The organism is Dyadobacter soli (assembly GCF_900101885.1).
Taxonomy (GTDB): domain Bacteria; phylum Bacteroidota; class Bacteroidia; order Cytophagales; family Spirosomataceae; genus Dyadobacter; species Dyadobacter soli.
In genome coordinates this window covers 53652-79765 of the sequence record NZ_FNAN01000024.1, presented here as the reverse complement: position 1 = coordinate 79765, position 26114 = coordinate 53652, and the positions used below count along the sequence as shown (strand labels likewise).

Genomic DNA, 26114 nt, shown 5'->3' with positions numbered 1-26114 from the left:
AATAATAATAAGGTTTTGCCAATATTCCCAGCTAAACTCCGTTCTCACGAGACTACCCTACTAATTTAAACTGCGCCGTCGCCTGCACTCAATGCAATATCACAAAGTCAAATTCACAAATCCGGAGAAAAGTACCTTCTTCCCAACCCTGAGACATCGGGTAGACCAGTATTTTTCGTCCAATGAAATTTGTAAGTCGGGCGGCTCCGGCATCATTTACAAGGCATTATTTATGTTAAGCCTGTACCTGGTGCCTTACATTCTGATTCTTTCCGATCATTTCAGTCTGCTGGCAATGGCCGGTTTCGCACTGGTGATGGGGCTTGGCGTAGCCGGAGTAGGTATGTCGGTCATGCATGATGCCATTCACGGCTCACTGGCCACCTCGACGCTGCTGAACAAGTTTTTCGGCGCATCGATCTATCTGCTGGGCGGCAATGCCTATAACTGGGAAGTGCAACATAACCGGCTGCACCATACTTACACCAACATTCACGACGTAGACGAGGATATTACGGGTAAATTTCTCCTGCGGCTTTCATTCCAGGAAAAACAACGGTATATCCACAGGTTCCAGCACATTTACGCCTTTTTTCTGTACAGCCTCATGACGCTTTCGTTTCTATGGAAGGATTTTAAAGAAATCTCGCTCTTTAACGAAATGTCGAAGTCGGGCATGACCAAGCCATTCCCCAAAAAAGAGCTCATTAAACTGGTGCTGACTAAACTGGGCTACGTAGTGTTCATTTGCGTCATTCCGCTGGCCTTTACGTCCATTTCGTTTGGAGAATGGCTCGTCGGGTTCCTGATTATGCACGGAACTGCCGGGATGATACTAAGCACTGTATTTCAAATGGCGCACGTGGTGGAAGGTGCCGAGCAGCCCGAACCTGACCAAACCGGCTGCATTGAAAACGCGTGGGCCGTTCACCAGTTACAAACCACTTCCAATTTCGCAGGAAAAAACCGCGTCCTGTCATGGTTTATCGGCGGCCTCGACTACCAGATCGAACACCACCTTTTCCCTTCCATCTCCCACATCCATTACCACGCATTGTCACCCATTGTCAAAGCCACCGCTTTGGAATTCGGGCTGGTTTACAATGCAAAGGCCAATTTCGGAAATGCATTAGGCTCGCATGTGAGGATGCTAAAAAATATGGGAACGCGGTAAGCCACGTTCCCATGTATATCTGAAATCTTTCAGTCAGCTCAAAAATGCGCCGGCTCTTCTAATTCGCTATCCCTTGCTACACGTTCGATCATTTTCATTTTCTCGAAGTTTTTAGGGCGGGAGAAGAATGTGTAAATGGCCGGGATAACATAAAGCGTCAGCACGAGGGAGAATAGCAGCCCGCCCATGATCACGATCCCCATCGACATCCTACTTTTACCGGCGGAACCGAGCGCCATAGCAATGGGCAATGCACCGAGCACTGTCGCCAGACTGGTCATCAGAATGGGCCTGAAACGCATGGTTGCTGCTTCTAATGCAGCCTCCTGAATGCTCCGGCCCTGCTCGCGCAGCTGATTGGCAAATTCCACAATGAGGATACCGTTTTTCGTCACCAGACCGATGAGCATGATCATCCCGATCTGACTGAAAATGTTTAGTGTCTGATCGAAGAACCACAGCGAGAATACTGCGCCACCGATCGCCAGCGGTACGGTAAACATGATAATGAACGGATCGACAAAACTTTCGAACTGCGCAGCCAGGATAAAGTAGATCAGCACCAATGCCAGGAAGAACGAGAACATCGTGTTCGACGAACTTTCGGCGTAATCGCGGGACGAGCCACTCAATGCGGTCTGGATCGCCTCGTCGTTCAACTTGTCGCGGACGCGGTCCATGGCGGCTATTCCGTCACCGATAGTCTTGCCTGGTGCAAGTGCCGCTTGCACAGTTGCACTCATGTAGCGGTTGTAGTGGAAAAGCTGCGGCGGGCTGCTCTCTTCTTCGGCCCTTACGATATTATCCAGCTGCACCATGCTACCCGTATTGGTTTTCACAAACATACTCTTCAAATCAAGCGGCTCGTCGCGGTTAGCACGGTCGTACTGACCGATAACCTGGTACTGGCGGCCATTCATGGTGAAATAGCCAAAACGCTGCCCCGCAAATGCCAACTGCATTGTCTGCGCCACATCCTGCACCGACACGCCCAGCGACTTCGCCTTTTCGCGGTCAATCACAATCTGGATTTCAGGCTTACTGAATTTCAGGTTGACGTCCGTAATTGCGAAAGTAGGATCGTTGGAAACTTCCTCCATAAACTTGGGAAGATATTCTCTCAACTTTTCAAAATCCGGTGCCTGGATCACATACTGAATGGGCAAGCCGCCGCGGGAATCCACCGAAATAGTCTGCTGCTGCACGACGAACGATTTGGCGTCGGGCATTGATTTCAATTTTTTATTGATATAGTCAGCGATTTCCTGCTGCGACTCTTTCCTTAATGTCTTATCTACCAATGCAATGCGGCCGCTACCGGTGTTCGCCGCACCCAGCCCCGAGTTTCCAGGTGAAGTAATCAGCATCAGCCCCTTCTTGCCCGGCATCGAATCCATCAGCATGTTACCTACCTCTTGCACATAACGGTCGGTGAACTCGAATGAAGATCCTTCCGGCGTGGTCATATTGATGCGGAACCAGTTGCGGTCGTCGAGCGGCGCCAGCTCCGATTGCAGGCCTTTGCCGAAGAACCAGATCATCCCCATCGTAATCGCCACCAGCGGGATCGCTACCCAGCGCATTTTCAGGAACCGGGCCAATGCATTGCCGTAATCGTTGGTGATCTTCTCAAAAAACGGCTCCGTTTTTTCGTAAAACCAGCTTTTCTTATGCGTTTTGCGCACGAGGTACGCATTCAGCATGGGCGTCAGCGTGAGCGACACAAATGCGGAGATCAATACAGCCGCGGAAATAACGATACCGAACTCACGGAACAGTTTTCCTACAAAACCCTCCATAAAAATCACCGGCAAAAACACCGAAGCCAAGGTAATGGATGTAGATAAAACCGCAAATATGATCTCGTTAGAACCCTTAATGGCCGCTTCGATCGGGCTCATACCCTGCTCGATCTTCTTGAATATATTCTCCGTGACCACGATACCATCATCGACCACAAGCCCGGTCGCAAGTACGATGGCGAGCAGCGTGAGCACGTTCACGGAAAAGCCCATGATGTACATAATGAAGAATGTACCAATGAGCGAAACGGGTATATCAATGAGCGGACGGAAGGCAATGAGCCAGTCGCGGAAGAACAGGTAAATGATAATTACCACGAGCACGATGGCGATCAGCAACGTCTCCCCTACCTCTTCAATCGAGCGCTCCACGAAAATCGTATTGTCGATCAGCGTATCCAGCTTGTAATCCTTCGGAAGCTCTTTCTTGATCGCCGCCATGCGTTTATTCACCTCTTTCGCAATGTCGAGGTAGTTGGCGCCCGGCATGGGTGAAATAGCCAGACCGATCATCGGCACATTGTCAAGTCGCAGGATCGTCTCCTCATTCTCTGGCCCGAGCGTTGCCGAGCCGATATCTTTCAGGTGGATCGTCTGTGTCGCCGAGTTTTTGATGATCATTTCATTGAAATCGTCCTCGGTACGGAAGCGGCCGATTGTCTTGACGGTCAGTTCGGTATTGTCGCCGGCAAGCTTTCCGCTCGGCAGCTCCACATTTTCCTTATCGAGCGCCACTTTGACATCCTGGGTCGTAATGCCCAATGCTGCCATCTTGATCGGATCCATCCAGATCCGCATCGCGTATTTTTTCTGCCCGAAAATGCGGATTTCGCTCACACCTTCGATCGTCTGAAGGCGTTGCGCGATCACGTTTTCGGCATAGTCGCTCACTTCGAGGTGGGAGCGCGTATTGCTGGTAAAAGTCAGCACGATAATGGGTTCCGAGTTCGCATCGGCTTTACTTACAACCGGCGGGCCGTCGATATCGAGCGGTAATGTACGGGAGGCGGAACCTACTTTGTCGCGCACGTCATTCGCGGCGCGCTCCATATCCACGCCAATGTCAAATTCGACGGTTATCTGGCTGGTACCCTGGCTGCTTTGGGAGCTGATGGACTTGATACCCTCGATACTGTTCAGCTGCTTTTCGAGCGGCTCGGTGATCTGCGATTCGATAATGTCGGCATTCGCGCCGGTGTAGCTCGTGCGGATGGAAACGACCGGCGGGTCGATCGACGGGAACTCGCGCATCCCCAGGAATTTGTATCCCAGAAACCCGAACAAAATGATCAGCAGGTTCATCACGATCGCGAGAACCGGCCTTTTAATGGAAAGGGTTGAGATACTCATAGGTTGACCTTCACGGCGGTGTTAGGTTTGATGGCAATGATACCCGAGGTAATCAGCGAGTCCCCCGGCTGCAAGCCTTCTATGATCTGGATCTTTTTGTCGGTGCGCAGGCCGGTGGTAACCATTGCTTCCTGCGCTTTGCCGTCTTTCACGACGAATACTTTTTTACCCTTTAAAACCGGCACGATGGCTTCCGTCGGGATCATCATCGCCGCGCGGTTCGCGTCGAGGTCGGCCAGTACTTTCACGAACATTCCCGGCACGAACCGGCCTTCGGGATTGCTCGCCAGCGCACGTACACGCAGCGTACGAAGGCTTTCATCCACTTTCGGGTCGATGGCCAATATTTTCGCACTGTATGTCGAAGGGTCGCCGTCGAGGTTGAATTTCACGGTGCTTCCTACCCGTATGCTCGGGCTGTATTTCTCAGGAACCGTAAAATCTATCTTCACCGGATTACTTTGCACAATCGTAACGATGGGCGTACCCGGAGCCAGAAATGCGCCTTCGCTGATGAATTTCAGTCCTATCCGGCCGCTGAACGGTGCGCGGATCTCCGTTTTTTCAAGCTGTGCTTCGATTACCTCTTTTTCAGCCTCCAAAACACGGATATTATTCGAAGTAACATCGTATTCTTCCAGGTTAATCGCCTCCACATTCAGCAACTTTTTCTGTCGCGCTTCTATTTTTTTGCTCAAATCCTGATTATAAGCCACTTTCTGCAATTGTGCCTGCAACTCGCGGTCGTTGATTTTCGCGATAAGCTGTCCTTTATTTACATACGACCCTTCCTTGATATCGAGCTTCACCAGGCGGCCCGATATTTCCGCCATCAGATTCACCTCTTCGTTTGGCAGCACCGTACCGGATGCAAAAATCTGGTTTTCAATGGATTCCTTACCCACAATAAATACATTCACCGGCACAGCTCCGCCGGATGACTTCGCACCTTTTCCTTCCCCTCCTTTTTTCGCATCGGAGCCCTTGCCTTCACCGGATTTCGAGAATATAAACAGTTTCCCCAAAACCAGTGCGACGATGATCCCCGCCACCAACATAATCGTACGCATAGAGTTTACTTAAAATAAAATTCGTTCTGAAAGAGTAGTAATTAGTTATATTTTGCCAAAGCACTATTTAAAGATACTTCATATTGCAAAAAGAGGCAATGTAGATCTTTTATACTTCTGCATCGCAAAGCTTTCCCGAGCAGTTTGCTGAATGACACTTTCCGGCTGCTCAATGCCGTTTTTGGCACCGCGGCGTTTTACTATCTTTATCCTATTCATCACGAACCAAATCTTTCACACGATGAAATTAGCGTACACCATCGGTTACTATCTGATCATCACCATTATTTTATCATTAACTATGCACACCTACGGACAAAGCGCGGTCAAGAATTACAGTACAGAATGGAAGAAGGTCGATGAGCTCATCGGCAAAGGGCTTAGCAAAGATGCCCTTGAACAAGTAAGGAAAATTTACGGGCTAGCTAAAAAGGAAAGGCAGGACGCCCAACTGATCAAAGCGGCCATGTATATGGCCCAATTACAAACCGAAAACCGCGAGAACAATGCCATTTCCTCAATCAGGGAGCTGGAACAGGAAATGGCTGCCAGCGCAGGCCCCGCGCGATCGATCCTGACCAGCCTGGTGGCCTCGGAGTATTATTCCTATTACCAAACCGTCCGCTGGCAATTGTACAACCGGACGGCCACAGTGACCTTCGACAAAGCCGACATTGCCACCTGGGGTACCGAAGATTTCCATGAAAAAATAGGCGCATTGTTTCTGGAATCGATTCGCGATGAAGCTGTTTTGAAGAAAACTACACTGGATAGTTACGACGCCATCATTACGAAGGGCAATATGCGCAAGCTACGCCCGACGCTCTTCGATCTGCTCGCATTCAGGGCATTGGATTATTTCTCTTCCGACGAACGCAACATTAAAAAACCTGCATATGCATTTGAAATCGGCACCGCGTCCGCATTCGATCCCGCGGCGGACTTCGTACACAGGAAGTTTGAAACCAAAGATTCCGCCTCACTGGAATACCACGCTTTGCTACTTTACCAGAAACTGATCGCATTTCACCTGGAAGACAAAGACCCGGCAGCATTGCTCGACGCCGACCTGGCGCGGTTGCAGTATGTGAACCAGAAATCGGTGCATCCCGATAAAAGCGACCTCTACTTTATGGCTGTCAGCCATGTTGCGGACCAGTTCCAATCTACGCCCGCCGCGGCGCAAGCCTGGTATCTTAAAGCTCAATGGCTGAATGGAAAAGCAGATTCGTATAAACCAGGCCGTGACACAGTATTCAGATTCGAAAGAACTAAGGCGCTGAAACTGTGTCAAAAAATTATTCTTGAAAACCCGGAAACTGAAGGTGGCGTCAATGCGCAAAATCTGCTCCGCAACATTACGCAAAGGACATTTTACCTCTCGGTCGAAACCGTCAATACAGTCGATAAGCCGTTCAGAGTGCTGGTAAAATACAGGAATTTTAACAAACTGCATTTACTCGTTATCAAGGCCAACGATTTTATCAAAAACAAACTGGAAGACCGCCACTCGGAAACTAAATGGAACACACTGGCCAATGCGCTGCCGCTCCGCAGCTGGGAACAAGCGCTCCCCGAGACAAACGATTACCAAGAACATAGCGTAGAAATAAAAGCGAACGGCCTGCCATCCGGCGAATACATTTTGCTGGCTGGCTCGGCTCCCGATTTCAAAAATACCGATGCCGTCCTTGGGGCAACGCTGTTTTATGTCTCCGACATCAGTTTTGTGCAGAAAGCAAACGATTTCTTCATCCTGCACAGGGATAGCGGCGAGCCGCTGGAAGGTGCAAAAGTACAGCTTTGGGAAAGGGCATACAATTATAATTCCAGGGATTATACCAGAACTAAAGGTACTAAGGTTACTACCGATGTGCATGGCTACTTCAAAAGACCGGCTATTCGGAAATCGAATAGAGGTGAGCATCATTTGCTGGAAATTACTTATAAAAATGACCGGCTTTTTTTACAAGAAAGCACCCAGCTCTACTTCTATAATGAAGCTGAAACGATTGAAGAAAAGTCCGATCACGTGTATCTCTTCACCGATCGAAGCTTGTATCGTCCCGGACAAACCGTTCATTACAAAGGAATTGTTCGAAAAGGAAAAACTGTTCTTACCGACCAGCGTGCTGAATACACTGTTGGGCTGTACAATCCAAATTCGGAGCGCGTCACAGAGGCAAAGCATCATGTAAATGCTTATGGAAGCTTTTCAGGATCATTCAATATTCCACAAGGCGGATTGACGGGCAATTTTTACGTTGAGGTCAGGGACGAATACCGCGCTGATTTTCATGTGGAAGAATACAAACGTCCAAAGTTCGCAGTAGCTTTCGACTCCTTGAAAACGGCCTATAAGATCAACGACCGCATAAAGGTCACTGGGAAAGCAATCGCCTACGCCGGTAATGCTATTGACGGCGCTACGGTGAGATACCGGATAGTCCGCACGCCGCGAATGATCCAGAGTCAGCAGTTCAAACGCTGGTGGAATCCCGCGCTGCCCACAGAAATTGCACATGGCGAAGCGGTTACTGACGCAGCAGGGCTATTTGAAGTCAATTTTGACGCTATTCCCGACCTAAGCGTCGATCCCGAGCTCGATCCGGTGTTTAGCTTCGATGTGCTGGCAGACGTAACCGACGTCAACGGTGAAACGAGAAGCGCTCATACCGGTATTTCGGTTGGTTACAAATCTTATGTCCTGAGGACCAACATTCCGGAACGTCTGGAAGTGGAACAGCTCAAATCGTTTGCCATCCGCACCGAAAACATGGTCGGAGTATTCGTACCTGCGGAAGCGACGATCCGCATTACGCGCATTGTTCCTGAAAAACGATTGGTCCGAAACCGTTACTGGCAACAGCCAGACCAGTTTGTAATGACAAAGGACGAGTTTGTCTCTAACTTTCCACATGACTTGTACGATCAGGAAAATGAAATGGAAAATTGGCGGGAGGAAGGCAATGAAGTGAGTAAGATCGCCAGTCTCTCGCCAGAGACCGAGTTGCCGGTTTCAGAATTCAAACTTACGCCAGGCTTTTACAAAATTCAGATCAACACCGTGAACGCGGCGGGCGAAAACCTCAGCGACACCCGATTCATGGAACTGAGCGATGCCGCAGCCACAAAGCTAACTCGCCCGAACTACATCGTACCTAGCCATAGCAGGGCAATAGAACCCGGTGAAAAGGCGAAGTATACTCTGGGAACAGCAGCGGAGCAGGCCTTTCTGATCAGCAGCACAAATAGAAAGTCGGCTCATAGAGGCTTTTCTTTTTTTTATATGCATGATGAAATCCGGTCATTTGATTTTACAGCTTCCGAAGAGGATCGTGGTAGTTATTCGGTGGATTATATGTTTGTAAAACATAACCGCATGCATACCTACATGGAAACCATAACCGTGCCCTGGACAAATAAAGATTTGAAAATTGAATACGAAACGTTTCGCGACAAAACACTGCCGGGTAGTAGGGAAACCTGGAAGGTTAAAATCAGCGGCTATAAGCAAGAAAAGGTCGCAGCCGAAATGCTAGGCGGAATGTATGACGCTTCGCTGGATCAATTTTACTCACATTACTGGACAAAACCATATTTCTGGCCCATGCGGGTTGGGCTCGGATACTGGGCAGACAGCGGGAATTTTGGCATCACCAATTCAGATACGAGGCACTCGGGTTTTGGGACATATAGAGCATTTGAAAAAACATACGACCGGCTGATCCGCACTCAAGTTGCCGACAGACTTTACAGGTTCAGAGGGGTGGCTGATAAAGCAGCCACTAGGCAGCAATCGGACATAAGTGTCGCCACGACTTCGTTAGGGAAGCCAATACCAGGAAAAACAGCTGAGACAGAAACCGCAAACAAGAAACTTAGCGAGATCGGAATAGACTACTCTGAATCGGATGAAAACTCAAAAATCGGCTACGGCGTAAAACGCGACACCAAAATGCCGGAGGCCGGCATGCCCGCTCCAACAAAGGAAATGCTCCGTACCAACTTCAACGAGACCGCCTTCTTCCTTCCCGATTTGAAGACGGATAGTGAAGGTAACATCACCTTCTCGTTCACCATGCCGGAAGCGCTTACCCGGTGGAAATTCCAGGCGCTTGCGCATACGCAGGAGCTGGCTTTGGGTTACAGCAGCAAAGAAATCGTCACGCAGAAGGAGCTTATGGTACAGCCCAATGCGCCGCGTTTCCTGCGCGAGGGCGACCGGATCAGTTTCCCGGTAAAAGTGGCGAATCTGAGCAGCTCGGCCGTAAATGGCGAAGTATCGCTTCTGCTATTTGATACTGAAACAAATGAACCGCTCGATAAACTTTTCAAAAACGAAAGGCCGTCAAGCCAGTTTTCCATCGTGGCCGGGCAAAGCAGCACCGCATTTTTTGCATTGGAAATACCAAAAGGCTTTACCAAAATGGTCACCTGGCGGGCGGTAGCGAAAGCCGGAAAGCTGTCGGATGGAGAAGAGAATATGCTGCCCGTCCTGCCGAACCGCATGCTTGTAACAGAAAGTATGCCTATTTCGATGAAAGGCAACGGCACGAAGCATTTTGCATTTGAAAAACTACTCGGCTCCGGCAAATCCGCCACGCTTACGCACGAGTCTGTCACGGTCGAATATAGCAGTAATCCCGCCTGGTATGCCGTGCAGTCGCTGCCTTACTTGATGGAATATCCGTATGAATGCGCCGAACAGACGTGGAACCGGTATTATGCGAACTCGCTGGCCTCGCACATCGTCAATGCGTCGCCACGGATCGCCGAGGTTTTCAAGTCGTGGAAAGGTACCGATGCCTTGCTGAGCAATCTGGCTAAAAATCAGGAGTTGAAATCGCTGCTCATTCAGGAAACGCCCTGGGTATTGGCTGCAAAAACGGAAGCGGAGCAGAAGCGCAATATTGCATTGCTGTTCGACCTCGTCACGATGGAGAACGAGTTGAATGGGAGCATGCTTAAATTGCGGGAAATGCAAAGTCCAAATGGCGGTTTTGTGTGGTTTAAGGGCGGACCTGATGATCGCTACATCACGCAATACATCGTCGCCGGCATTGCCCATTTACAGAAAATAAATGCGCTGCATGCCTCTCAGGCGACCTACATCAACGCCATACTCGAAAAAGCCCTGCCTTACCTCGACGAGCGCATCCGGGAGGACTATGACAGGTTGGTCAAATCCAAAGCCAATCTGAAACAATATGTGCCGGGCGCGGGCGACCTGCAATATCTCTATACCAGGAGCTTTTTCTACAAACCGATCCCGGCAGGTACACAAAAAGCTGTCCAGTACTACCGCGAACGCGCCAGGCTCACCTGGGTGTCTCAATCCAAATTCCTTCAGGGCATGACCGCATTGATATGCCACCGCTCGCAGGACACGAAAACCGCCAACCAGATACTCGAATCGTTGAGGCAAACCGCCGTTCGCAACGAAGAACTCGGCATGTACTGGAAAACCAGCCAGCGCGGCTGGTGGTGGTACGAGGCGCCCATTGAGCGCCAGGCCTTGCTCATTGAGGCATTTCAGGAAATCGCGAATGACCAGACTGTCATCGCAGACCTGAAAACCTGGCTCCTCAAAAACAAGCAAACCAACAGCTGGGAGAGCACGAAAGCTACCGCGGAAGCCTGCTATGCGCTGTTGATGAACGGAAGCGACTGGCTGGCCGAATCTCCGCAGGTTACCGTCCGTGTCGGCAACACGGAGGTCAGTTCCAAAGACCAAAAAGCCGAGAATGGTACCGGGTACTTCAAAAAAGCCATCGACTCGGGCATTACCGCACAAATGGGCAATTTGGACGTGATCGTGAATGGTAATTCGGGAAAAGCCTCCCCGCCCTCCTGGGGCGCCGTCTACTGGCAATATTTCGAAGACCTCGACAAGATCACCTTCGCCGAAACGCGACTGAAACTCACTAAACAGCTTTTCATAGAAACAAACAGCGACAATAGCCCCGTCCTCACGCCGGTACGCGAGGGCGATGCGGTGAAAGTGGGCGATAAAATCAAGATCCGCATTGAGCTGCGTGTCGATCGCGACATGGAATATGTACATATGAAAGACATGCGGGCATCCGGCCTCGAACCGGTGAATGTGCTGAGCGGCTACCGCTGGCAGGGCGGCTTAGGTTACTACGAAAGCACGCGCGACGCGAGTACCAATTTTTTCTTCAATGCATTGCGGAAAGGGACTTATGTATTCGAATACCCGCTTTTTATCACACACGAGGGCGATTTCAGCAACGGTATCACCACGATCCAATGCATGTACGCGCCGGAGTTTACCGCCCACAGCGAGGGTGTAAGATTAAAAGCATTACCTAAAAAGTAAAGTAGGCAGGAGGCATTCAGGCTATCTGACTGCCTCCTGTATTTTTAGAATAGCGTTTGCGAAGGCCTCCATATCCTCTTTTTCTCCCAGCATGGCATGTTGAAGAATCCAGACGGCGTCGGTGTCGCACGCCCGCTCGGCAACGGGGCAATGCGTTTGGCTGTAATCGGCGGTTTCGGGAATGGCGTAGCACATAAAGGTTTTATTCTGAAAAAGGGGCTGCTTGTAAAGCGGATGCGGATAACCCTTGAAACTCGGCACCCCTTCGGCTGCGAGCATTGCAGCAAAGTCACTTTTCGGCAAACCGCCGAACTTCGACGCGTCGTATTTGAAAATATAAATATGGTAACCGTGAAGCGTAATGTCGTCGTTGCGCTTCAAAGGAGATATTCCTTCTATTTTCTCCAATAAATCATTCAAATACAAACCATTACTATCCCTCCGCCGGGTTTGTTCTTCGAGGCGTTTGAGTTGTTCCGTGAGCAATACGGCCTGCATTTGCGTAATGCGGTAGTTGCACCCCGGATTGTAATGCTCATACCATTGCCCGCCTTCAATCCGGCCAACATTGCGGAGGGAATGCATGGTCGCATACAAATCGTCGTCATCGGTAATGACGATGCCGCCTTCGCCGGAGGTGAGATTTTTGGAGGATTGGAAACTAAAACTGCCCACATGCGCGATCGAACCTAACTTCTTGCCCTTGTACTCTGCACCATGGCCGTGCGCGGCATCCTCGATCACTTTGAGGTTATGCCGCTTTGCAATGTCCATAATCGCATCCATATCGCAGGCTAAGCCACCGAAATGCACAGGGATAATCACTTTCGTACGCGGGGTAATGGCCGCTTCAATGGCCGCCGGGCTGATGTTGTAGGTATCCGGATCGATATCCACGAAAACAGGCACACAGTTGCATTCGATCACCGACGATGCCGTGGTAATGAACGTATAAGGCGGCACGATCACCTCGTCGCCGGGCTTCACACCGCAGGCCATGAGCGCCAGCCGAAGCGATACCGACCCATTCACGCACGTAATCGCATATTTGCTCCCGCAATACGCTGCAAATGCCCGCTCGAAACGCGCCACTTCGTCTCCGCAATCGGGGTTGCCCCACTTACCGCTTGCCACCACCGCAGCCACGGCGTTCACTTCATTTTCATCGTAAATGGGCCATGGGAATGTTTTGTCAATGGTTTTGGGTCCGCCGTAGATCGCGAGTTGGTCCTTTTTGCTGCTCATGGGTATGGTATTCCAGGAATATGGTGGCAATTTTTACCGGGAATACGCTCCCAAAACCGATTCGGGCTATTTCCGGTGAGCCAATGGTGCATTATAGTCTTTTTGACAGATAATCCAGTATTTATCCCACAAATCCTAATCAGCATCCATTTCATGAATAACAGACAATTACTTTACGCTCTGCTGGTTGCCGGCATGTCACTGGGCACGGCCTGGGCCATTCGCGGCCAGTTCGGGCACGAACAAGGCGCGGCCTGGGCGGGCGGCATCGGTGGGCTGAGCATTGTGCTCGTCGCCCGGCGAAAGGATTGGTACGCCAAAGCCTTCCAGCTCGCATTGGCGTCCGCGGCGGGCTGGGGCGTAGGCGGCATTATCAGTTATGGAAAAGTGGTGGGCTTCGCGCGCGGGCTCGAATTCGGGAATGTCTATTACGGATTTCTGATGCTCGGCATTATCGGCGGGCTGTTCGGGCTCATTGGCGGCGGGCTGTTTGGCCTTACCCTCGCCGCCTCCCGCGAAAAACCGGTGCAATGGCCGCAGCTGATCACGGAAATGACCGCCGGCGCCATCCTTTTTTACTACCTCCTGATCGAAGAACTCGGTTGGCTTATGACCCCTCCACGCTCGGAAGCATGGGCGGCTTGCTTTGGAATGACCGTCGCACTCTTCTGGCATATGATCCGCCACAAGCAGCATTCTGCCATCCGGTTGGCCGTTTTCGCAGGGTTAGGTGGTGGTTTCGGGTTCGCATTCGGTAACTTTCTGCAAGTAATGGGCAGTGTTTCGGGTATTCGCTTCAATTTCTGGAATGTGATGGAATATTCGATCGGCTTTTTCGGCGGTGTCGGAATGGCGTACGGCACGTTCACTTCCGAATGGGAAACTACCGATACCCAGGCCTCCCGCTCCCGCCTGCTCGCGCCCATTATCACTCTGACGTTGATTATCCCCTTCGTCGTGTGGGACCAGTCATTCGAAACCGAAAGGCTGGTTAAAACCATCCAGCACTTCGATCCCCTGGCCGATGCCACGGGTATTACCAATTACGTGCAATGGGTTGCGCTACTCCTGGTGCTCGCGTTTGGGGCCTATGCGGTATTTAAATATTATGTTCATGCAAAAGCACCATTTTCGGAGCTACACCATGAGGCAATCCAGCTGTTTTTCTTCTTGAATCTCGGTTTGTACACCATTTACAGCATCCTAATGACCTGCGCATTCATGAGCCTGTACCGCATTGAGCAATACCTCTACATCCTGAATGTAGCCGCATTGGGTTTCCTCATGAAAAAAGCCCACGCCTCCTTCTCCGACCGCGGCCTGAACATCAGCCGCTGGGCCATCAACTTCGCATTCATCATCGCCATTTTCGCGATCCTCACCGCCGTGGCCATCAGCACGCACGGCGAGTTGAATGGGGCTAACCGCCGGTTTGAGTGATGGTACGAACTGAAAAGTTGGTAACTGGCGCCATTTTAGTAGCAAAAAAGCATTAGATTAGTATACCAAAAATCCGGTCATGAACGCGCTGTCAGACATTGTTGAGATATTGAAAGAGCTAAAACCGGAACTTGCGGATAAATATCACGTGAGTTCCATAGGCTTGTTCGGCTCGATCGTTCGGGATGATTTTACCGTAAACAGCGACGTTGACATTATCGTGGATTTCAGCCGACCTGTGGGTGTAGAATTCATCGACTTGGCAAATCTGATTGAAGACCGGATTGGCAAACCTGTTGATCTCGTCTCAAAAAACGGCGTTAAACCACGGTACTATCAGGAAATTGCAACCGAAATAGTTTATGTCTAGCCGCAAACCTTCGCTGCTGGTTCAGGACATTCTTGATAGCGGAAACAAAATTCTCTCCTACACACATGGTCAGTCATTTGACGAGTTTGCCAATGATGACAAAACGATTGACGCCGTAATCCGAAATTTCGAAATTATCGGCGAAGCGGCGGCGCGGTTGCCGGAAGACTTCAAAGACCAGCATTCATCGATCGATTGGCACAAAATGAGAGGCTTTCGAAACAGAATTGTGCACGATTATTTCGGTATCGACCTTGTCATTGTCTGGGAAATCAGAAACCAGTATTTGCCGACTTTAATGTGTGAATTGAATTCTCTGGAATTTTAAATCGCTGTTTTAAAAATCTAAAAGCCATCCCGAATGCAACGGAATGGCTTTTAGATTCTAAGGATGACGTTTGATTTCTAGCGGTGTAATCCAAGTTCCTTCAAAAGGCGGATCACCTTCTCCGGTTCATCGGTCTGGATAATATTGGCACCGTTTTTAGTGAGACTTTTGAGCGCTTCTCGGCCGTTGCCTTTTCCTATTTCCGCGTCAGGAGCGCCCAATGCGTTGATCCACACCCTCGCTCCTTTACTTCTGATCAGGCTGGTAACTTCCGGCGTGTAGAATTTCGAATCGATATGGATTACTTCCGCTTTGAAGCGGGTCAACGCCGAGTCGGCCATGGCTTGCGAGTAGGCCCGCGGCATGAGCATGTATTTGCCGGAAGCTACGTCGACTTTCGAGAGGATTTCATAGTCGCTGTCGAAGAAGAATACAAAATCTTCGGCGTCCATTTTTTTCACTACTTCAATTACCTTGCCGATATGCTCCGTTTTGAGGTCGAGGTCGACGAGAATGTGCCCTTTTGCAGTTTGCAGGGCTTCTTCTAACGTGGGAATCGTTTCTTCCGTCACTTTGCCGTTGGAGACGAGGCGTAGCTTGCGGAGCTCCTCGAAAGTTTGTGTTTCAAGATCGCCTTTGCCGGTCGTAGTGCGGTCGACTTTACCGTCGTGCATGAGCATTGGAATGCCATCCTTGCTCACTTTTACATCAATTTCTACGATATCAACTCCCAATCGGATCGCTTCGCGGATCGCCGGCAGCGAGTTTTCGGGAAGTTCGTGGTGCACCGCGCGGTGGGATGCCACCAGCACATTTTTAGAATTTGGGCTCAGAAAGTCCTTCCTGATCGGCCCGACTTGCGCATGGGTTTTAGAAACTATAAACAATAGCAGGATGGCAGGTAATTTAATGCGGGTCATTCTTGGTTGAATTATTAAAATACTACTTCGTAATCGTCAGTTCGTCCTTCACCTCGCCTTCCGGGTTCAGGCACCGGTAATGCAGCGTGTTTCCTTTGATCGAAATGTGCTGGTACAGCGGGCCGTCTTTGTACCTTACCAACGCATAATCCTCGTTCGGCCAGCGCTCCTGCTTGCCGGGAATGCTGATGGACATCAGGTAAATGGTGCCTTTCGCCGGGCTCGTCACTTCTTTGTCGTTATACATCGGCTTCGTACGCAGGTAGTAATGCATATGCCCGCTCATGACCATATCCACATGGTATTTGTCGAAAAGCGTGCACCATTCGCGCTTGATCTCGTCATAAGGCTCTTCGAAATTGTAGGGCGGGAAATGGAACATGGCGAACTTCCATTTGGCTTTCGAATTCCGGAGCTGGTTTTCTATCCAGGCGGTTTGCTCGGGTACGGAAAGCGTGGCGTCGATCATCAGGAACAATGCATCCTGATAGTTGAATGCGTAGGTCATCTCCGAAGGCTGCCCAGCGGGGCCATTCTCCGGCAGGCTGAACATTTCCTTGTACATCCACGCTCCCAGGCCATCCTGGCTATCATGGTTACCCGGCACGGGCATCAATGGGCGCGTAGTGAATGTGGGGCCGGCGTGTGCCCAGAGCTGGTCCCAATCATCGCGGTGCAGGCCGGTGGTGACGAGGTCGCCGGCGATGGAGAAGAATGCCGTCTCCGGGTGTCTTTTAATGGATTTCTGCGCCATATCGCCCCAAATAGGCGAGTAATGCGTGTCGCCGAACCAGATGAACGAAAAGTCCTTCACACGGTCGGAAGCGGTCTGGAACGACGAAGGTACCGACCATTGCGACTGCCCCGTACCGATAGAGTAATGGTACAAAGAGCCCGGACTGAGCCCTTTGAGCTGCGCGGTAAAGCGGTTCACAAAGCGATCGTTTTGCAGCAGCCTGTCCTCCATATTGAATGCCGAAGCGTTTGCAAAAAGCGTGTCGGAAGAGCCTTGCTTCCAGTATTTCACTTTGCTTCTGAGCACTTTGGGGCTGGTGCGCCATTGGATATTGGCGGTGGTAGCAGGGTCGCCGCTCCACGTCATAATTACCTGGTCGGGTTTTTCGGTAGAGGGTGTCGAGGTCTTTCTGAATGCATTCACGAGGTGTGCCTCGCGGGCACGTCCGCGCACGGTGGTGAAGAGCGTCTGGCCTTGCAGTTCGTCCGGGACTTCTGTTAATATCAAACTATCCCAGTCGTGATAGGTAAATGCGCCCTTCTGAATTGTGCCCAATGCATATTGTGCCGGCACTACATTGGAAACCGCCAGCTTTTCAGCTTTGTCGAGCGGTGCCACGCTGATGAAATAAACTGGCCGGTCTTTGTCAAAACCATTGATTCCAAGTCCGACCTGTCCTTTTTCGAAGTCCTTTTGCCAGACTTCGTAAGTATATTCTTCATTCCGGACGACCATTTGCGTTTTCTTGAAACCACTTTTTTGCAGCCAGAAAGGCACCACGGCCTGACCGGTATGCCGCATCAGCGAAACCCGCACCGGCACATTTACTTCGAAAGTCCAGAAGCGCGTCGCCAGCGTTTCCTTATCGCGGTCGCTGAGTACGCTCAGAATGTAGTTATCTGAAATGGTATCCAGCTGCGCAGGCGTAAGCGACGCATACAACCGGGTTACCGCGCGGTCGACCACTTCTTTCACCGTTCTTTCCGGTTGCTCACCGCCGAGTGCGTAAAAAGACATCCAAACCGGGCACAGCAAGGCCCACCAGCGCAATCTTTTGTTTTTGATCATGGCTATTTCAAGTTTCCCGTCAGGTATAGATACACTTATTTACGGGATTTACAGTACCGACTTATTATCCGTTAAAAACACCCGCGTACTCTCCGTGTACACGTTACCCTGGGGTGTTTTGTATTTCAAATCCACATAAAAAGCACGGAAGCCGCTCGCCGGTAACTCAGCGGTCACTTTTACATTGGATTGCCGGCTTATTTTCAAACTTCGGGCCGTCCAGGTATCATTGCGCAGGTCCTGGTCCGGTGAATTAGCCGACCACAGAATCACGTCCACCAGTGCGTCCGGCGTTGCCTTAATGTCGAGGTTTACCTTCCGGTTGGCTACCGATTGGCTCCATTTGCATTCGGTATAAGGCCGTTTGTTAATCGTCGCGCCGAAGAATGCGCTTAATGCCTCCATTGCCTGCTTGCCGTCGCCGAGGTCGTGGCCGGCATTGGGTACGTAATGCAGCATGTTTTTACCGGGAATTTTGTCGAGGTAGTTTTTGATATTATCCACTACCCAGTATTCGTCGTTCGTTCCCATGAAAATCATTTTCGGCATCGTGAGCTTCGCCCGGTAGGAGTACGGATCGATCATCGCGGTAATGGCCTGCCCATCCGGTGAGCCGGTCGATTGCGGAATGCCGAGTTTTACATAATCCTCGATCTGAATGCTGTAATCGCCCCATGATTTGATCTGATAATCAAGACTTACCGGCATATTCAGCACATCGATCACCATCGGCGCGATCGCCTCCACGCGCTTGTCGCTCGCGCCCGTGAGCCATGTCGTCCACCCGCGTTTGGATGCGCCCGTCACCACGAAGCTGTTGACCGTATGTTTCAGTTCTTTTTGAGAAAACTGCTGCACCGCGTCCATCGCCTTCACCGCGCTTTTAACCATCGGAAAAAGCAGCGGCCAGGTATAGTCCTTGTCTTTTTTGAAATTGTGTAAAGTGTAAGAAATCAACGCATCCTCTGTCAGATCGTCGAAAAACGGCTGGTTTGGGGTCTGTTTCAGCAACGCCACGATGGCCTGGTTCGTAGTAGCCACTGCACCGAGTGATTCGTACGTTTTTTCATCCTTTTTGCTGTTCCAATTGGGCTGTCCGTTGGCATTGGAGCCGCCTGTTATGAAAAGTAATGCGTCGTCATGACGGTTTTCTTTCGGTACGATCAATGTCAGTTGATGTGTCCAGGTAAATTCGCGCCATTTCTGGGAGGTCAGCAGGAGCTGGTAAAATGTCAGATCGCCGCGCTTGAAAGTCTCTTTCAGCTCCCATTTAAAAGTCTTGTCGCCATTGCCGAGGTAACTTTCCAATGCATTTTCAGGGGTCACCTTTTGTGCATTTGCAAAAACAATGGCCAAGGTTGCCAATAACATGGCGGAAATCGATCTGACAGCTATTTTCAGAAACATGATCACTCGTATTTGGGTTGATGAATCGGTTTTACTTGCCTTGCGTAGCCGACTTTGGCGCGGCACCTGCCGGTCGGGGACTGTCTTTGACTAATTTCAATGCCTGTTCGATATAAATCTCGCCGGTCATCTCGCCCAGGCTAGTCCGACTTACATAATCGTATCTTTTGAAACTGTTAAAATCGACTTTCGTAAGCATGTAGCCGAAAGCGTCGTTCGTCAGCCCGAACAGGAACGGCTGTTTGGTATTCATATGCCTTTTGACATAATACCCGATATTAGGCAATGCCTCGCCGGGCACTGTCAGTACTTGCGCCGTGCCGATATTGAGCAGGTTGAGCTGCGTCACAATGCGGTTATCGCCCGCCATTTCATTTTTAATCGGTGATTTTTGAAGGATAAAACGCATGATCTCCGAATCCACCGGAAACTCAATCCTGCGGGAAGTGCAATACACCTCCGGGTCTTCCTGCACGGCCGCGTCTTTCACGATCCGGAATGCCTCGTCGGCCAGCAGCTCGCCTATTCGCTTACATTCGCTCCAATCGTTGGCTTCCTTGCCGTTTTCGGTACGGTTATCTGCCGTTACCATTCCGCCCTGTGCGCCGTTCATAAAAATGGCCGTCCCGCCGCCCTGTGACTCGATGCGGTCGTACAGCGGTCCGCACAGGTCGGGACTCAGAATGCCCCTGCCCGACCCGATCACCTCGGGGTGGATCGCGTAATTTACCAGCGTCGCTATCGGTTTGCCTTTATTAGCGCCGGAAGCAGCCACGGCCTGGATCACGCCACAACGTGGATCGTAAAGCTGGTCGGCGTAGTAGTTATAGGCGATCTTGCCTTTCGCGTCGCCCACGGCTATTTTCAATGAAGCGTCTTCCAGCTTCCCTACCGCCTCGTTCACCGCGTCGGCGATCTGCTGCACGCAGCGGTCGAGGTAAGCCAGATCGGCGAACGACTCGCCCTTTTCATTCGGAAAACCATACGCATCGGGCCCGCTATGCGTGTGCGTAGCGCCTATGAGCACGTTTTCGGGCGCAATGCCTTTGATCAGCTTCCTCGATTTGTTGCCCAACGCAGCCGGCCACCCGAGGTTGTCCACATTCACAATAGCGATCCTCACCACTCCTTTTTCCATCACGAATGCCCTCGCATACAGCTCACCGTTCTTCTGCGTCGCTTTTTTGGGAGTACCTATTCCTCCCGAAACCGGCAGCAGCGGATCGGGCGTGATCACCCGCACGGCCGCCGCAGCCCTGAAATGCTGCCCCATCGTTACCTGATTCAGACACAGGCAGAAACAGCAAAAGAGAATAACCCTGGCTTTCATTTTTTGAATGGGTTTACCTTTTTAAAAACTAAACCGGAACTGTGGAATGATCCCGACAGTCCCGGTTTTAAATACTCACCTTAAAACAAATATGACTACCACGGCTTGCCGGTTCCTTGCAAAAGCCATTGTTTCGACCACGCGCTGTTACCGTTGTCGGCCTGTGAGAAGCTCGTTAATTCCAGCTTACTCACTGCGGCCTCCGCATTCGTTTTGTTAATGCGCAGTTCATCCTGCATGTAATAGAACCGCACGGGAAGCACTTCCCGCTTAGCCGCAGGACCGGCTTTCAATGCAGGCAGACCCGTACGACGGAAATCAAACCACGCCTCGGTGGCGGCTGTCCAGCTTGCGATCCATTTCTGCTCAACCACCTGTTTCAATGTATTATCGAAAGCCACGCCGGGCGTAGCAATGTAAGCCGCATATTTGTCGCCCACCGTCCACGTTTCCATCGACGCCTTCACCCCGGCCTCGTAACGGTCTTTCGCAACACCCGCAGCCCAGCCTTTCAGTGCGGCCTCCGCGAGGATGAAGTTCACTTCCGCAGCCGAAATCAGCCTTGCGCGGAGCAACGGGCCTTTTGCCGCTTTGTAAATGTTGTTCAGGAATGATACGTGCGGGTTAAACGACGTCTGCCCCGGTGTCGGGTTCAGGTTGTAGGCCGACGGCAATGCCGAAAAGCTTGGTGGTAAGCCAACGTATTCCGGATCGGTGTCCACTTGCGTATTTTTGACCTTATCCGGCGAAAGAATGCGCTTTCCGTCCACGATCTTATCGGTTCCGGCCGGCTGGGTAGGGTCAACTACGAGCGGGACTTCCACTTTATTGGCCCAGATTCCGAGGCGCGGATCTTTCAAGGTCTGCAATCTATCCACGAATGTGGCGCACATTTTAATGCGGCGGTAGTTGCTGCCGCTGGCATCGATCACGGTATTGGCCGGCCACGAATCCGCTTCGCTGTTACCCGGGAAGCCCATGGTGGCGTCGTCCGCATTGGAAGTAATAATAGGATAGTTGGCAGCATTGGCCACGATTTTCTCGATACCTGCCTTGGCCACGTCGGGTTTCTTGGCTGAAATGCGCATATAGTAACGCAGCAAAAGCGAATTGGCCATTTTGCGCCATTTGGCCGGATCGCCGCCGTAGTACACGTCCACATTGTCGACGATACCCTGGTAGTCGGCTTTCGGTTTGGAGAGCAGGGTGTTGGCCTTTTCAAGATCGGCAATAATACCTTCGTAAATCACATCCTGGCTGTCGAATGTTGGCAGAATGTCGGTCGTCGCACCAGCCTCGCCTTTCAATGCATTCGTATACGGCGCGTCGCCCCAGAGATCGGTGATGAGGCCGAACATGAACGATTTCATGACCAGCGATACTCCCTGGTGAAATTCGAAATTCGTCTGGATCGCCCGTTGATACACGAGATCGTTGTTGCGGAGCACGTCGTAATAGGCATTCCAGCTCTGATCGCCGCCCCAGTCGTAGTCGTTATGCCCGCTCGACCAGGCATCTTTCTGCGTATGCTGCACCACGCCGGCAATGTCCTGATAGCCCAGGTTGACATACAGTTTCGCGGCCTCGGTCAGCACGGTCGGTAGCACGAGGTTCGGATTCACCGACTCCGGCGCAACGCCGTTCGGGTTTTCATTGAGCTCCGTCAGGTCTTTACACGAAAAGACCATGCATGCCAGCAGCAGCGGTATGATGACGAACTTGTTATGAAGTTTTTTCATGAGTTTATTTATATTAAATAGACTATATGATGCTATATCAGAAAGTTAAACCAAGCTTGAAACCAACCGGAATCACCCAGGGGGTCACGTTGTAGCGCTCGATACCCTGCTTGAACTGCGTACCCGCCTGCGCACCCGACTCCTGCTGGAATGCCTGCTCCGGATCGATACCGATTTTCGCTTTGGTCCAAAGAATGATATTACGGCTGTAAACCGCGACATTGGCATTTTGCAGGCCAAGGCGTTTCACGAATGTGGCCGGAAGGTCATAACCCAGCGATATTTCGCGCAGCTTGATGAAAGAAGCATCGAATGTAGCCGCACGGGTGAAGTCCCACGGATAGTTGTCGCCATAAGGAATGTACTTGGTACCCGCGCCGCCGAGGTTTTCGGTATAGCCGGTAATCTCGCCGTTTTCTCCGTAAGTCGCGATCACACCCGGGTTGAACACCGCGTAATCATAAGTATTGCCGCCGTATTCAAACGGGAAGCCTCCATATTCTTTGGTAGGACCGCCTACGATATTGAACTGGTTTCCGGTAACCGCCACTTTATTGTTGTTTACCAGGTAGTTGCGCAGCTGATCGCCGGTCATGCCATTCGGGTTGATGAGGTTATCCAGAAAGCGCTGCGATTTAAGATCGGATTCGCCGTAACGGTAAGTCTGTGACACGAAATCACCGCCCTGGCGCCAGTCGAACGACATATTCAGGCTGAAACCTTTGTATGACAGCGATGTTTGCAAGCCCATCAGGAAGTCCGGATTGAAGTTACCGATCTTGTTGCGGGTTTTGGAAGCCGCAATCGACTGCCACGAACCGTTTTCATCCAGAATAGGATATCCATAGTAAGGCGAGCTTTTGTCCGTGACGGTTACGAGCTCGTTATCGTAAATATCGCCGATCTTGTCACCTACGTAAGTCCAGGCTCCGCCTTTTGCATCGGTCCAGAGTGTGTAGAATTCAAGACCATCCGAAAGCGACTTGATCGTGGTCCGGTTTCTCGACCAGTTCGCATTGATATCCCAGCGCCAGCCATTCTTGTCGATCGGCGTTCCGCCCAGGGTTAATTCAAGTCCCTTGCTGACGAGCAAGCCTGCATTGATGTTTTTCGAAGTAAAACCGCTCGATCCTGGAAGCTTGGTAGGAATGATCTGGTTGCGGTTTTCCACCTGGTAGTAAGTGGCAGTCATCCGCACGCGGTTGTGATAAAGATTCAGGTCGAGCCCATACTCGTACGATGTCGCGATCTCCGGTTTGAGGTCGGGAAGCAATATCGAACCCGATTTCGACAGGCGGGTGATACCATCCCAGGCGCCTGAGTTACCCAATGTCGCCAGCAAATTGTACGGCTGGGTATCGTTACCCACCTGCGCCCAGCTTCCTCTCAGCTTGAACAAGCTTACCTGATTCGGCATCGGGATCATTTCGTTCAGCAACACACTCAATGAAGCCGACGGATAGAAGTACGACCGGTTGGCTTTCGGCAGCGTGCTCGACCAGTCGTTGCGGGCTGTCAAATCCAGGTAGATCATGTCTTTGAAACCAATGTTAGCCAATCCGTAGACGCTGAAAACCGCCCTTTCGGACAAGTAGCTGGAATACCGGATATTGGCCGGCGCGATGTTCGACAACGTGTAAAGTCCCGGAATCACTAGCCCCGTACCGTTTCCGCTCGCATTGTTCACATCCATATTCTTCTGGTAGCGGGTATTTCCACCGCCGGACACCGAGAAGCTGAAATGGCTGACATCGCGTTTGTAGCTGAGCAAGAAATCGGCGTTGCGCTCGAACCGCGTGAGGTTGATCAACCCGTAACCTCCGCGGCTGTCGTTGGTATAGCTGTTACCGATTTTGGTCTCGCGTTGCTCACGGTACGTATCGAGCGCATAGCGGCCCATCAGGCTCAAATGCGGGGTGATCTGCCAGTCGGCCTTCAGGTTACCGAAAACACGGTCGCGGACGAAGCTGTTGTTGACCTCATAGGCCAGGAACCAGGGGTTGTTATAGTCGCCGGGGCCTTGCGAGAGCTGCTGCAAACCTTCCTGACCGGGCACCCAATAATTGCGCAAATCGCGGATATCGATGTGCGGAGAAACGGCGTATGCCCATTGCAGCGGGTTTGTTCCCCGGTTGGTTGCGGGACGATTGTTGGAGTTGTTACGGCTGATATCGACATTCGTGCTCAATGTCAGCTTCTTGGAGAGCTTAACGGACGAGTTGATATTCAACGAATTGCGAAACAAATCCGAATTAGGAATGATGCCTCGGTTGGTCATATTCGAATATGAAAGACGGTAACTTACGAGGTCATTGCTGTTCGAAATCGCTACGCCGTTGGTGGTCGTGATACCGGTTCGCACGAAGTTCTTCACATTATCGGGGTGCGAAACGAGGTCCGTCGGGATAGGGTTTCCCTTGTCGTCTTTGGGGCTGTTCCATTGAATGGCTTTATAACCTTTGTCGAGCTCGGGGCCGACACCGCCGGCGGAACCCTCGTCAATCATCAGCACGCCGCCCGGATACGGATTGTTGTCCGGTGTAAAAGGAAGGATACCTGTCGCAAACTTGCTGTGCATGTTCAGGTATTTGTAGGGTTTCTCAAAAACGGTGTTGGAGTTGATAGAAACCGTCATTTTTTTCGACTTGGCACCGCTTTTAGTGGTAATCAACACGACCCCGCGGCCTGCGCGCGAGCCGTAAAGTGCCGCCGCGTTAGGTCCTTTCAAAATCGAAACATTCTCGATGTCATCGGGGTTAAGGCTTGAAATTGCATTACCGTAATCGACGCGGTTGTCGTTACCGATCTGGCTCACGTTGTTCAGCGTGTTGGCAATGGGCACGCCATCTACCACGAAAAGCGGCTGGTTGTCGCTGCTGAGGGAGGTTGCGCCGCGAATGATCATGCTCACCGACGAACCTGCGCCGCCTGTGGAACTGATGGTAACCCCCGGCACTCTTCCGGAAAGCGAGTTCAGCACGTTTTCCTGCGCTACGCGACTGATATCCTTCCCACTGACTTCAGCAACGGAATATCCCAGCGAGCGCTTTTCGCGCGACAGGCCCAACGCCGTCACTACGGTTTCGTTAAGCGTTTCGACACCCTCGACCAGCACCACATCGATTACCGACTGGCTTCCGACGGTAACCTCCTGGGTTTCGTGCCCGATGTAGGAAAAAACCAGAACCGGCTTGGAAGCTTCGTTGACGTTGATGGAATAGTTGCCTGAGGCGTCGGAAGAGGTACCTACCTGGCTGCCTTTCACGATAATGCTGACGCCGGGAAGCGCCGCGCCGTCGATTTTGGATGTAACCTTTCCTTTGATTGTCCTATCCAGATTTTTCCCCGCAAATGCCGGACTCACGAGAAAAACAGCCACAAAAGTGCATAAAAGCAACCTTCGCAGGCTAGCAGTAAAATTTGGATCCATAGTTTTTGTATTTAAGGTGATGGGCACTGTACATGATACTGGTAATTAGAGTTTTATGTTAAAAAATTGAACACGACAGACTTATATAATCCGTGTCAGCGGTATTAAATAACATGGTATCAGGTGAGTGGCGGATCACCCCGGTGCCATCAATCCTTCGGCCCGGCTTCCCCGTTTGGCCGGCTTTCCTTCAACAGGCGGTTGAAATAGATTTCGAGGGCGTCGGAGTACATTTTACCCCTTTCGTCATCGGAAATTCCCGCGAGCACCTCCGCCAGTTCGTCCTCGGATATCTTATTGCTGATTAGCTTGTTAATCAATATTTCAGCCCGGGAGAATGACATGGTGTTAGTTAGTTTTGG

15 protein-coding genes are annotated in these 26114 nt (G+C 51.0%); 5 read left to right on the top strand and 10 right to left on the bottom strand.

What is annotated here, in order from left to right; all coding sequences use genetic code 11:
- Positions 1-91 precede the first annotated feature (91 nt).
- The gene (locus tag BLQ88_RS31295; protein WP_090156962.1) at positions 92-1174 is read left to right on the top strand and encodes a fatty acid desaturase family protein; all 1083 of its coding nucleotides are present in this window, start codon (positions 92-94) and stop codon (positions 1172-1174) included.
- 38 nt (positions 1175-1212) lie between these two features.
- Here the strand turns inward: BLQ88_RS31295 and BLQ88_RS31290 are convergent, their stop codons facing one another.
- Positions 1213-4326 (bottom strand): efflux RND transporter permease subunit, encoded by a 3114-nt coding sequence (locus tag BLQ88_RS31290; RefSeq protein ID WP_090156961.1) that lies wholly within the window; start codon positions 4324-4326, stop codon positions 1213-1215.
- The gene (locus BLQ88_RS31285; protein WP_090156960.1) at positions 4323-5396 is read right to left on the bottom strand and encodes an efflux RND transporter periplasmic adaptor subunit; all 1074 of its coding nucleotides are present in this window, start codon (positions 5394-5396) and stop codon (positions 4323-4325) included. Before BLQ88_RS31285 ends, BLQ88_RS31290 begins: the two co-directional genes overlap by 4 nt.
- A gap of 241 nt (positions 5397-5637) precedes the next feature.
- Between BLQ88_RS31285 and BLQ88_RS31280 the strand changes: the two genes are divergently transcribed.
- On the top strand, positions 5638-11739 hold the full coding sequence (locus BLQ88_RS31280; RefSeq protein WP_090156959.1) for an alpha-2-macroglobulin family protein: 6102 nt from the start codon (positions 5638-5640) through the stop codon (positions 11737-11739).
- Between the two features lie 21 nt (positions 11740-11760).
- On the opposite strand, the gene BLQ88_RS31275 is transcribed toward BLQ88_RS31280, so the two are convergent.
- Complete coding sequence (locus tag BLQ88_RS31275; protein ID WP_090156958.1) at positions 11761-12984, bottom strand: DegT/DnrJ/EryC1/StrS family aminotransferase; 1224 nt, start codon at positions 12982-12984, stop codon at positions 11761-11763.
- A 153-nt stretch (positions 12985-13137) separates the two neighbouring features.
- Here BLQ88_RS31275 and BLQ88_RS31270 point away from each other — a divergent pair, with 153 nt between their 5' ends.
- The 3 genes from BLQ88_RS31270 (at position 13138) to BLQ88_RS31260 (ending at position 15122) form a co-directional block, all read left to right on the top strand.
- Positions 13138-14424 carry a hypothetical protein gene (locus tag BLQ88_RS31270; RefSeq protein WP_090156957.1) on the top strand — a complete coding sequence of 429 codons (1287 nt, stop codon included), beginning with the start codon at positions 13138-13140 and terminating at the stop codon, positions 14422-14424.
- Positions 14425-14503: 79 nt separating this feature from the next.
- The gene (locus tag BLQ88_RS31265; protein WP_090156956.1) at positions 14504-14794 is read left to right on the top strand and encodes a nucleotidyltransferase family protein; all 291 of its coding nucleotides are present in this window, start codon (positions 14504-14506) and stop codon (positions 14792-14794) included.
- On the top strand, positions 14787-15122 hold the full coding sequence (locus BLQ88_RS31260) for a HepT-like ribonuclease domain-containing protein (protein ID WP_090156955.1): 336 nt from the start codon (positions 14787-14789) through the stop codon (positions 15120-15122). Before BLQ88_RS31265 ends, BLQ88_RS31260 begins: the two co-directional genes overlap by 8 nt.
- Before the next feature lie 77 nt (positions 15123-15199).
- On the opposite strand, the gene BLQ88_RS31255 is transcribed toward BLQ88_RS31260, so the two are convergent.
- The 7 genes from BLQ88_RS31255 to BLQ88_RS31225 form a co-directional block, all read right to left on the bottom strand.
- Positions 15200-16042, bottom strand: coding sequence for a glycerophosphodiester phosphodiesterase family protein (locus tag BLQ88_RS31255; RefSeq protein ID WP_090156954.1), 843 nt, complete (start codon positions 16040-16042; stop codon positions 15200-15202).
- Between the two features lie 22 nt (positions 16043-16064).
- Positions 16065-17846 carry a purple acid phosphatase family protein gene (locus tag BLQ88_RS31250; RefSeq protein WP_090156953.1) on the bottom strand — a complete coding sequence of 594 codons (1782 nt, stop codon included), beginning with the start codon at positions 17844-17846 and terminating at the stop codon, positions 16065-16067.
- 48 nt (positions 17847-17894) lie between these two features.
- Positions 17895-19253 carry a PhoPQ-activated pathogenicity-related family protein gene (locus BLQ88_RS31245; protein ID WP_090156952.1) on the bottom strand — a complete coding sequence of 453 codons (1359 nt, stop codon included), beginning with the start codon at positions 19251-19253 and terminating at the stop codon, positions 17895-17897.
- 31 nt (positions 19254-19284) lie between these two features.
- Positions 19285-20583, bottom strand: coding sequence for a hypothetical protein (locus BLQ88_RS31240; protein WP_229212947.1), 1299 nt, complete (start codon positions 20581-20583; stop codon positions 19285-19287).
- Between the two features lie 95 nt (positions 20584-20678).
- A complete protein-coding gene (locus BLQ88_RS31235) occupies positions 20679-22322 on the bottom strand; it encodes a SusD/RagB family nutrient-binding outer membrane lipoprotein (RefSeq protein WP_090156950.1) in 1644 nt (547 codons plus the stop codon).
- Positions 22323-22359: 37 nt separating this feature from the next.
- On the bottom strand, positions 22360-25752 hold the full coding sequence (locus BLQ88_RS31230) for a SusC/RagA family TonB-linked outer membrane protein (RefSeq protein ID WP_229212946.1): 3393 nt from the start codon (positions 25750-25752) through the stop codon (positions 22360-22362).
- A gap of 149 nt (positions 25753-25901) precedes the next feature.
- Positions 25902-26096 carry a hypothetical protein gene (locus tag BLQ88_RS31225; RefSeq protein WP_090156948.1) on the bottom strand — a complete coding sequence of 65 codons (195 nt, stop codon included), beginning with the start codon at positions 26094-26096 and terminating at the stop codon, positions 25902-25904.
- Positions 26097-26114: the final 18 nt, after the last annotated feature.

Coding starts and splice junctions, on each gene's coding strand:
- BLQ88_RS31225 (WP_090156948.1), bottom strand. CDS start 26,096: ATGTCATTCTCCCGGGCTGAAATATTGATTAACAAGCTAATCAGCAAT.
- BLQ88_RS31255 (WP_090156954.1), bottom strand. CDS start 16,042: ATGACCCGCATTAAATTACCTGCCATCCTGCTATTGTTTATAGTTTCT.
- BLQ88_RS31285 (WP_090156960.1), bottom strand. CDS start 5,396: ATGCGTACGATTATGTTGGTGGCGGGGATCATCGTCGCACTGGTTTTG.
- BLQ88_RS31245 (WP_090156952.1), bottom strand. CDS start 19,253: ATGTTTCTGAAAATAGCTGTCAGATCGATTTCCGCCATGTTATTGGCA.
- BLQ88_RS31260 (WP_090156955.1), top strand. CDS start 14,787: ATGTCTAGCCGCAAACCTTCGCTGCTGGTTCAGGACATTCTTGATAGC.
- BLQ88_RS31275 (WP_090156958.1), bottom strand. CDS start 12,984: ATGAGCAGCAAAAAGGACCAACTCGCGATCTACGGCGGACCCAAAACC.
- BLQ88_RS31235 (WP_090156950.1), bottom strand. CDS start 22,322: ATGAAAAAACTTCATAACAAGTTCGTCATCATACCGCTGCTGCTGGCA.
- BLQ88_RS31250 (WP_090156953.1), bottom strand. CDS start 17,846: ATGATCAAAAACAAAAGATTGCGCTGGTGGGCCTTGCTGTGCCCGGTT.
- BLQ88_RS31265 (WP_090156956.1), top strand. CDS start 14,504: ATGAACGCGCTGTCAGACATTGTTGAGATATTGAAAGAGCTAAAACCG.
- BLQ88_RS31290 (WP_090156961.1), bottom strand. CDS start 4,326: ATGAGTATCTCAACCCTTTCCATTAAAAGGCCGGTTCTCGCGATCGTG.
- BLQ88_RS31270 (WP_090156957.1), top strand. CDS start 13,138: ATGAATAACAGACAATTACTTTACGCTCTGCTGGTTGCCGGCATGTCA.
- BLQ88_RS31295 (WP_090156962.1), top strand. CDS start 92: ATGCAATATCACAAAGTCAAATTCACAAATCCGGAGAAAAGTACCTTC.
- BLQ88_RS31230 (WP_229212946.1), bottom strand. CDS start 25,752: ATGGATCCAAATTTTACTGCTAGCCTGCGAAGGTTGCTTTTATGCACT.
- BLQ88_RS31280 (WP_090156959.1), top strand. CDS start 5,638: ATGAAATTAGCGTACACCATCGGTTACTATCTGATCATCACCATTATT.
- BLQ88_RS31240 (WP_229212947.1), bottom strand. CDS start 20,583: ATGAAAGCCAGGGTTATTCTCTTTTGCTGTTTCTGCCTGTGTCTGAAT.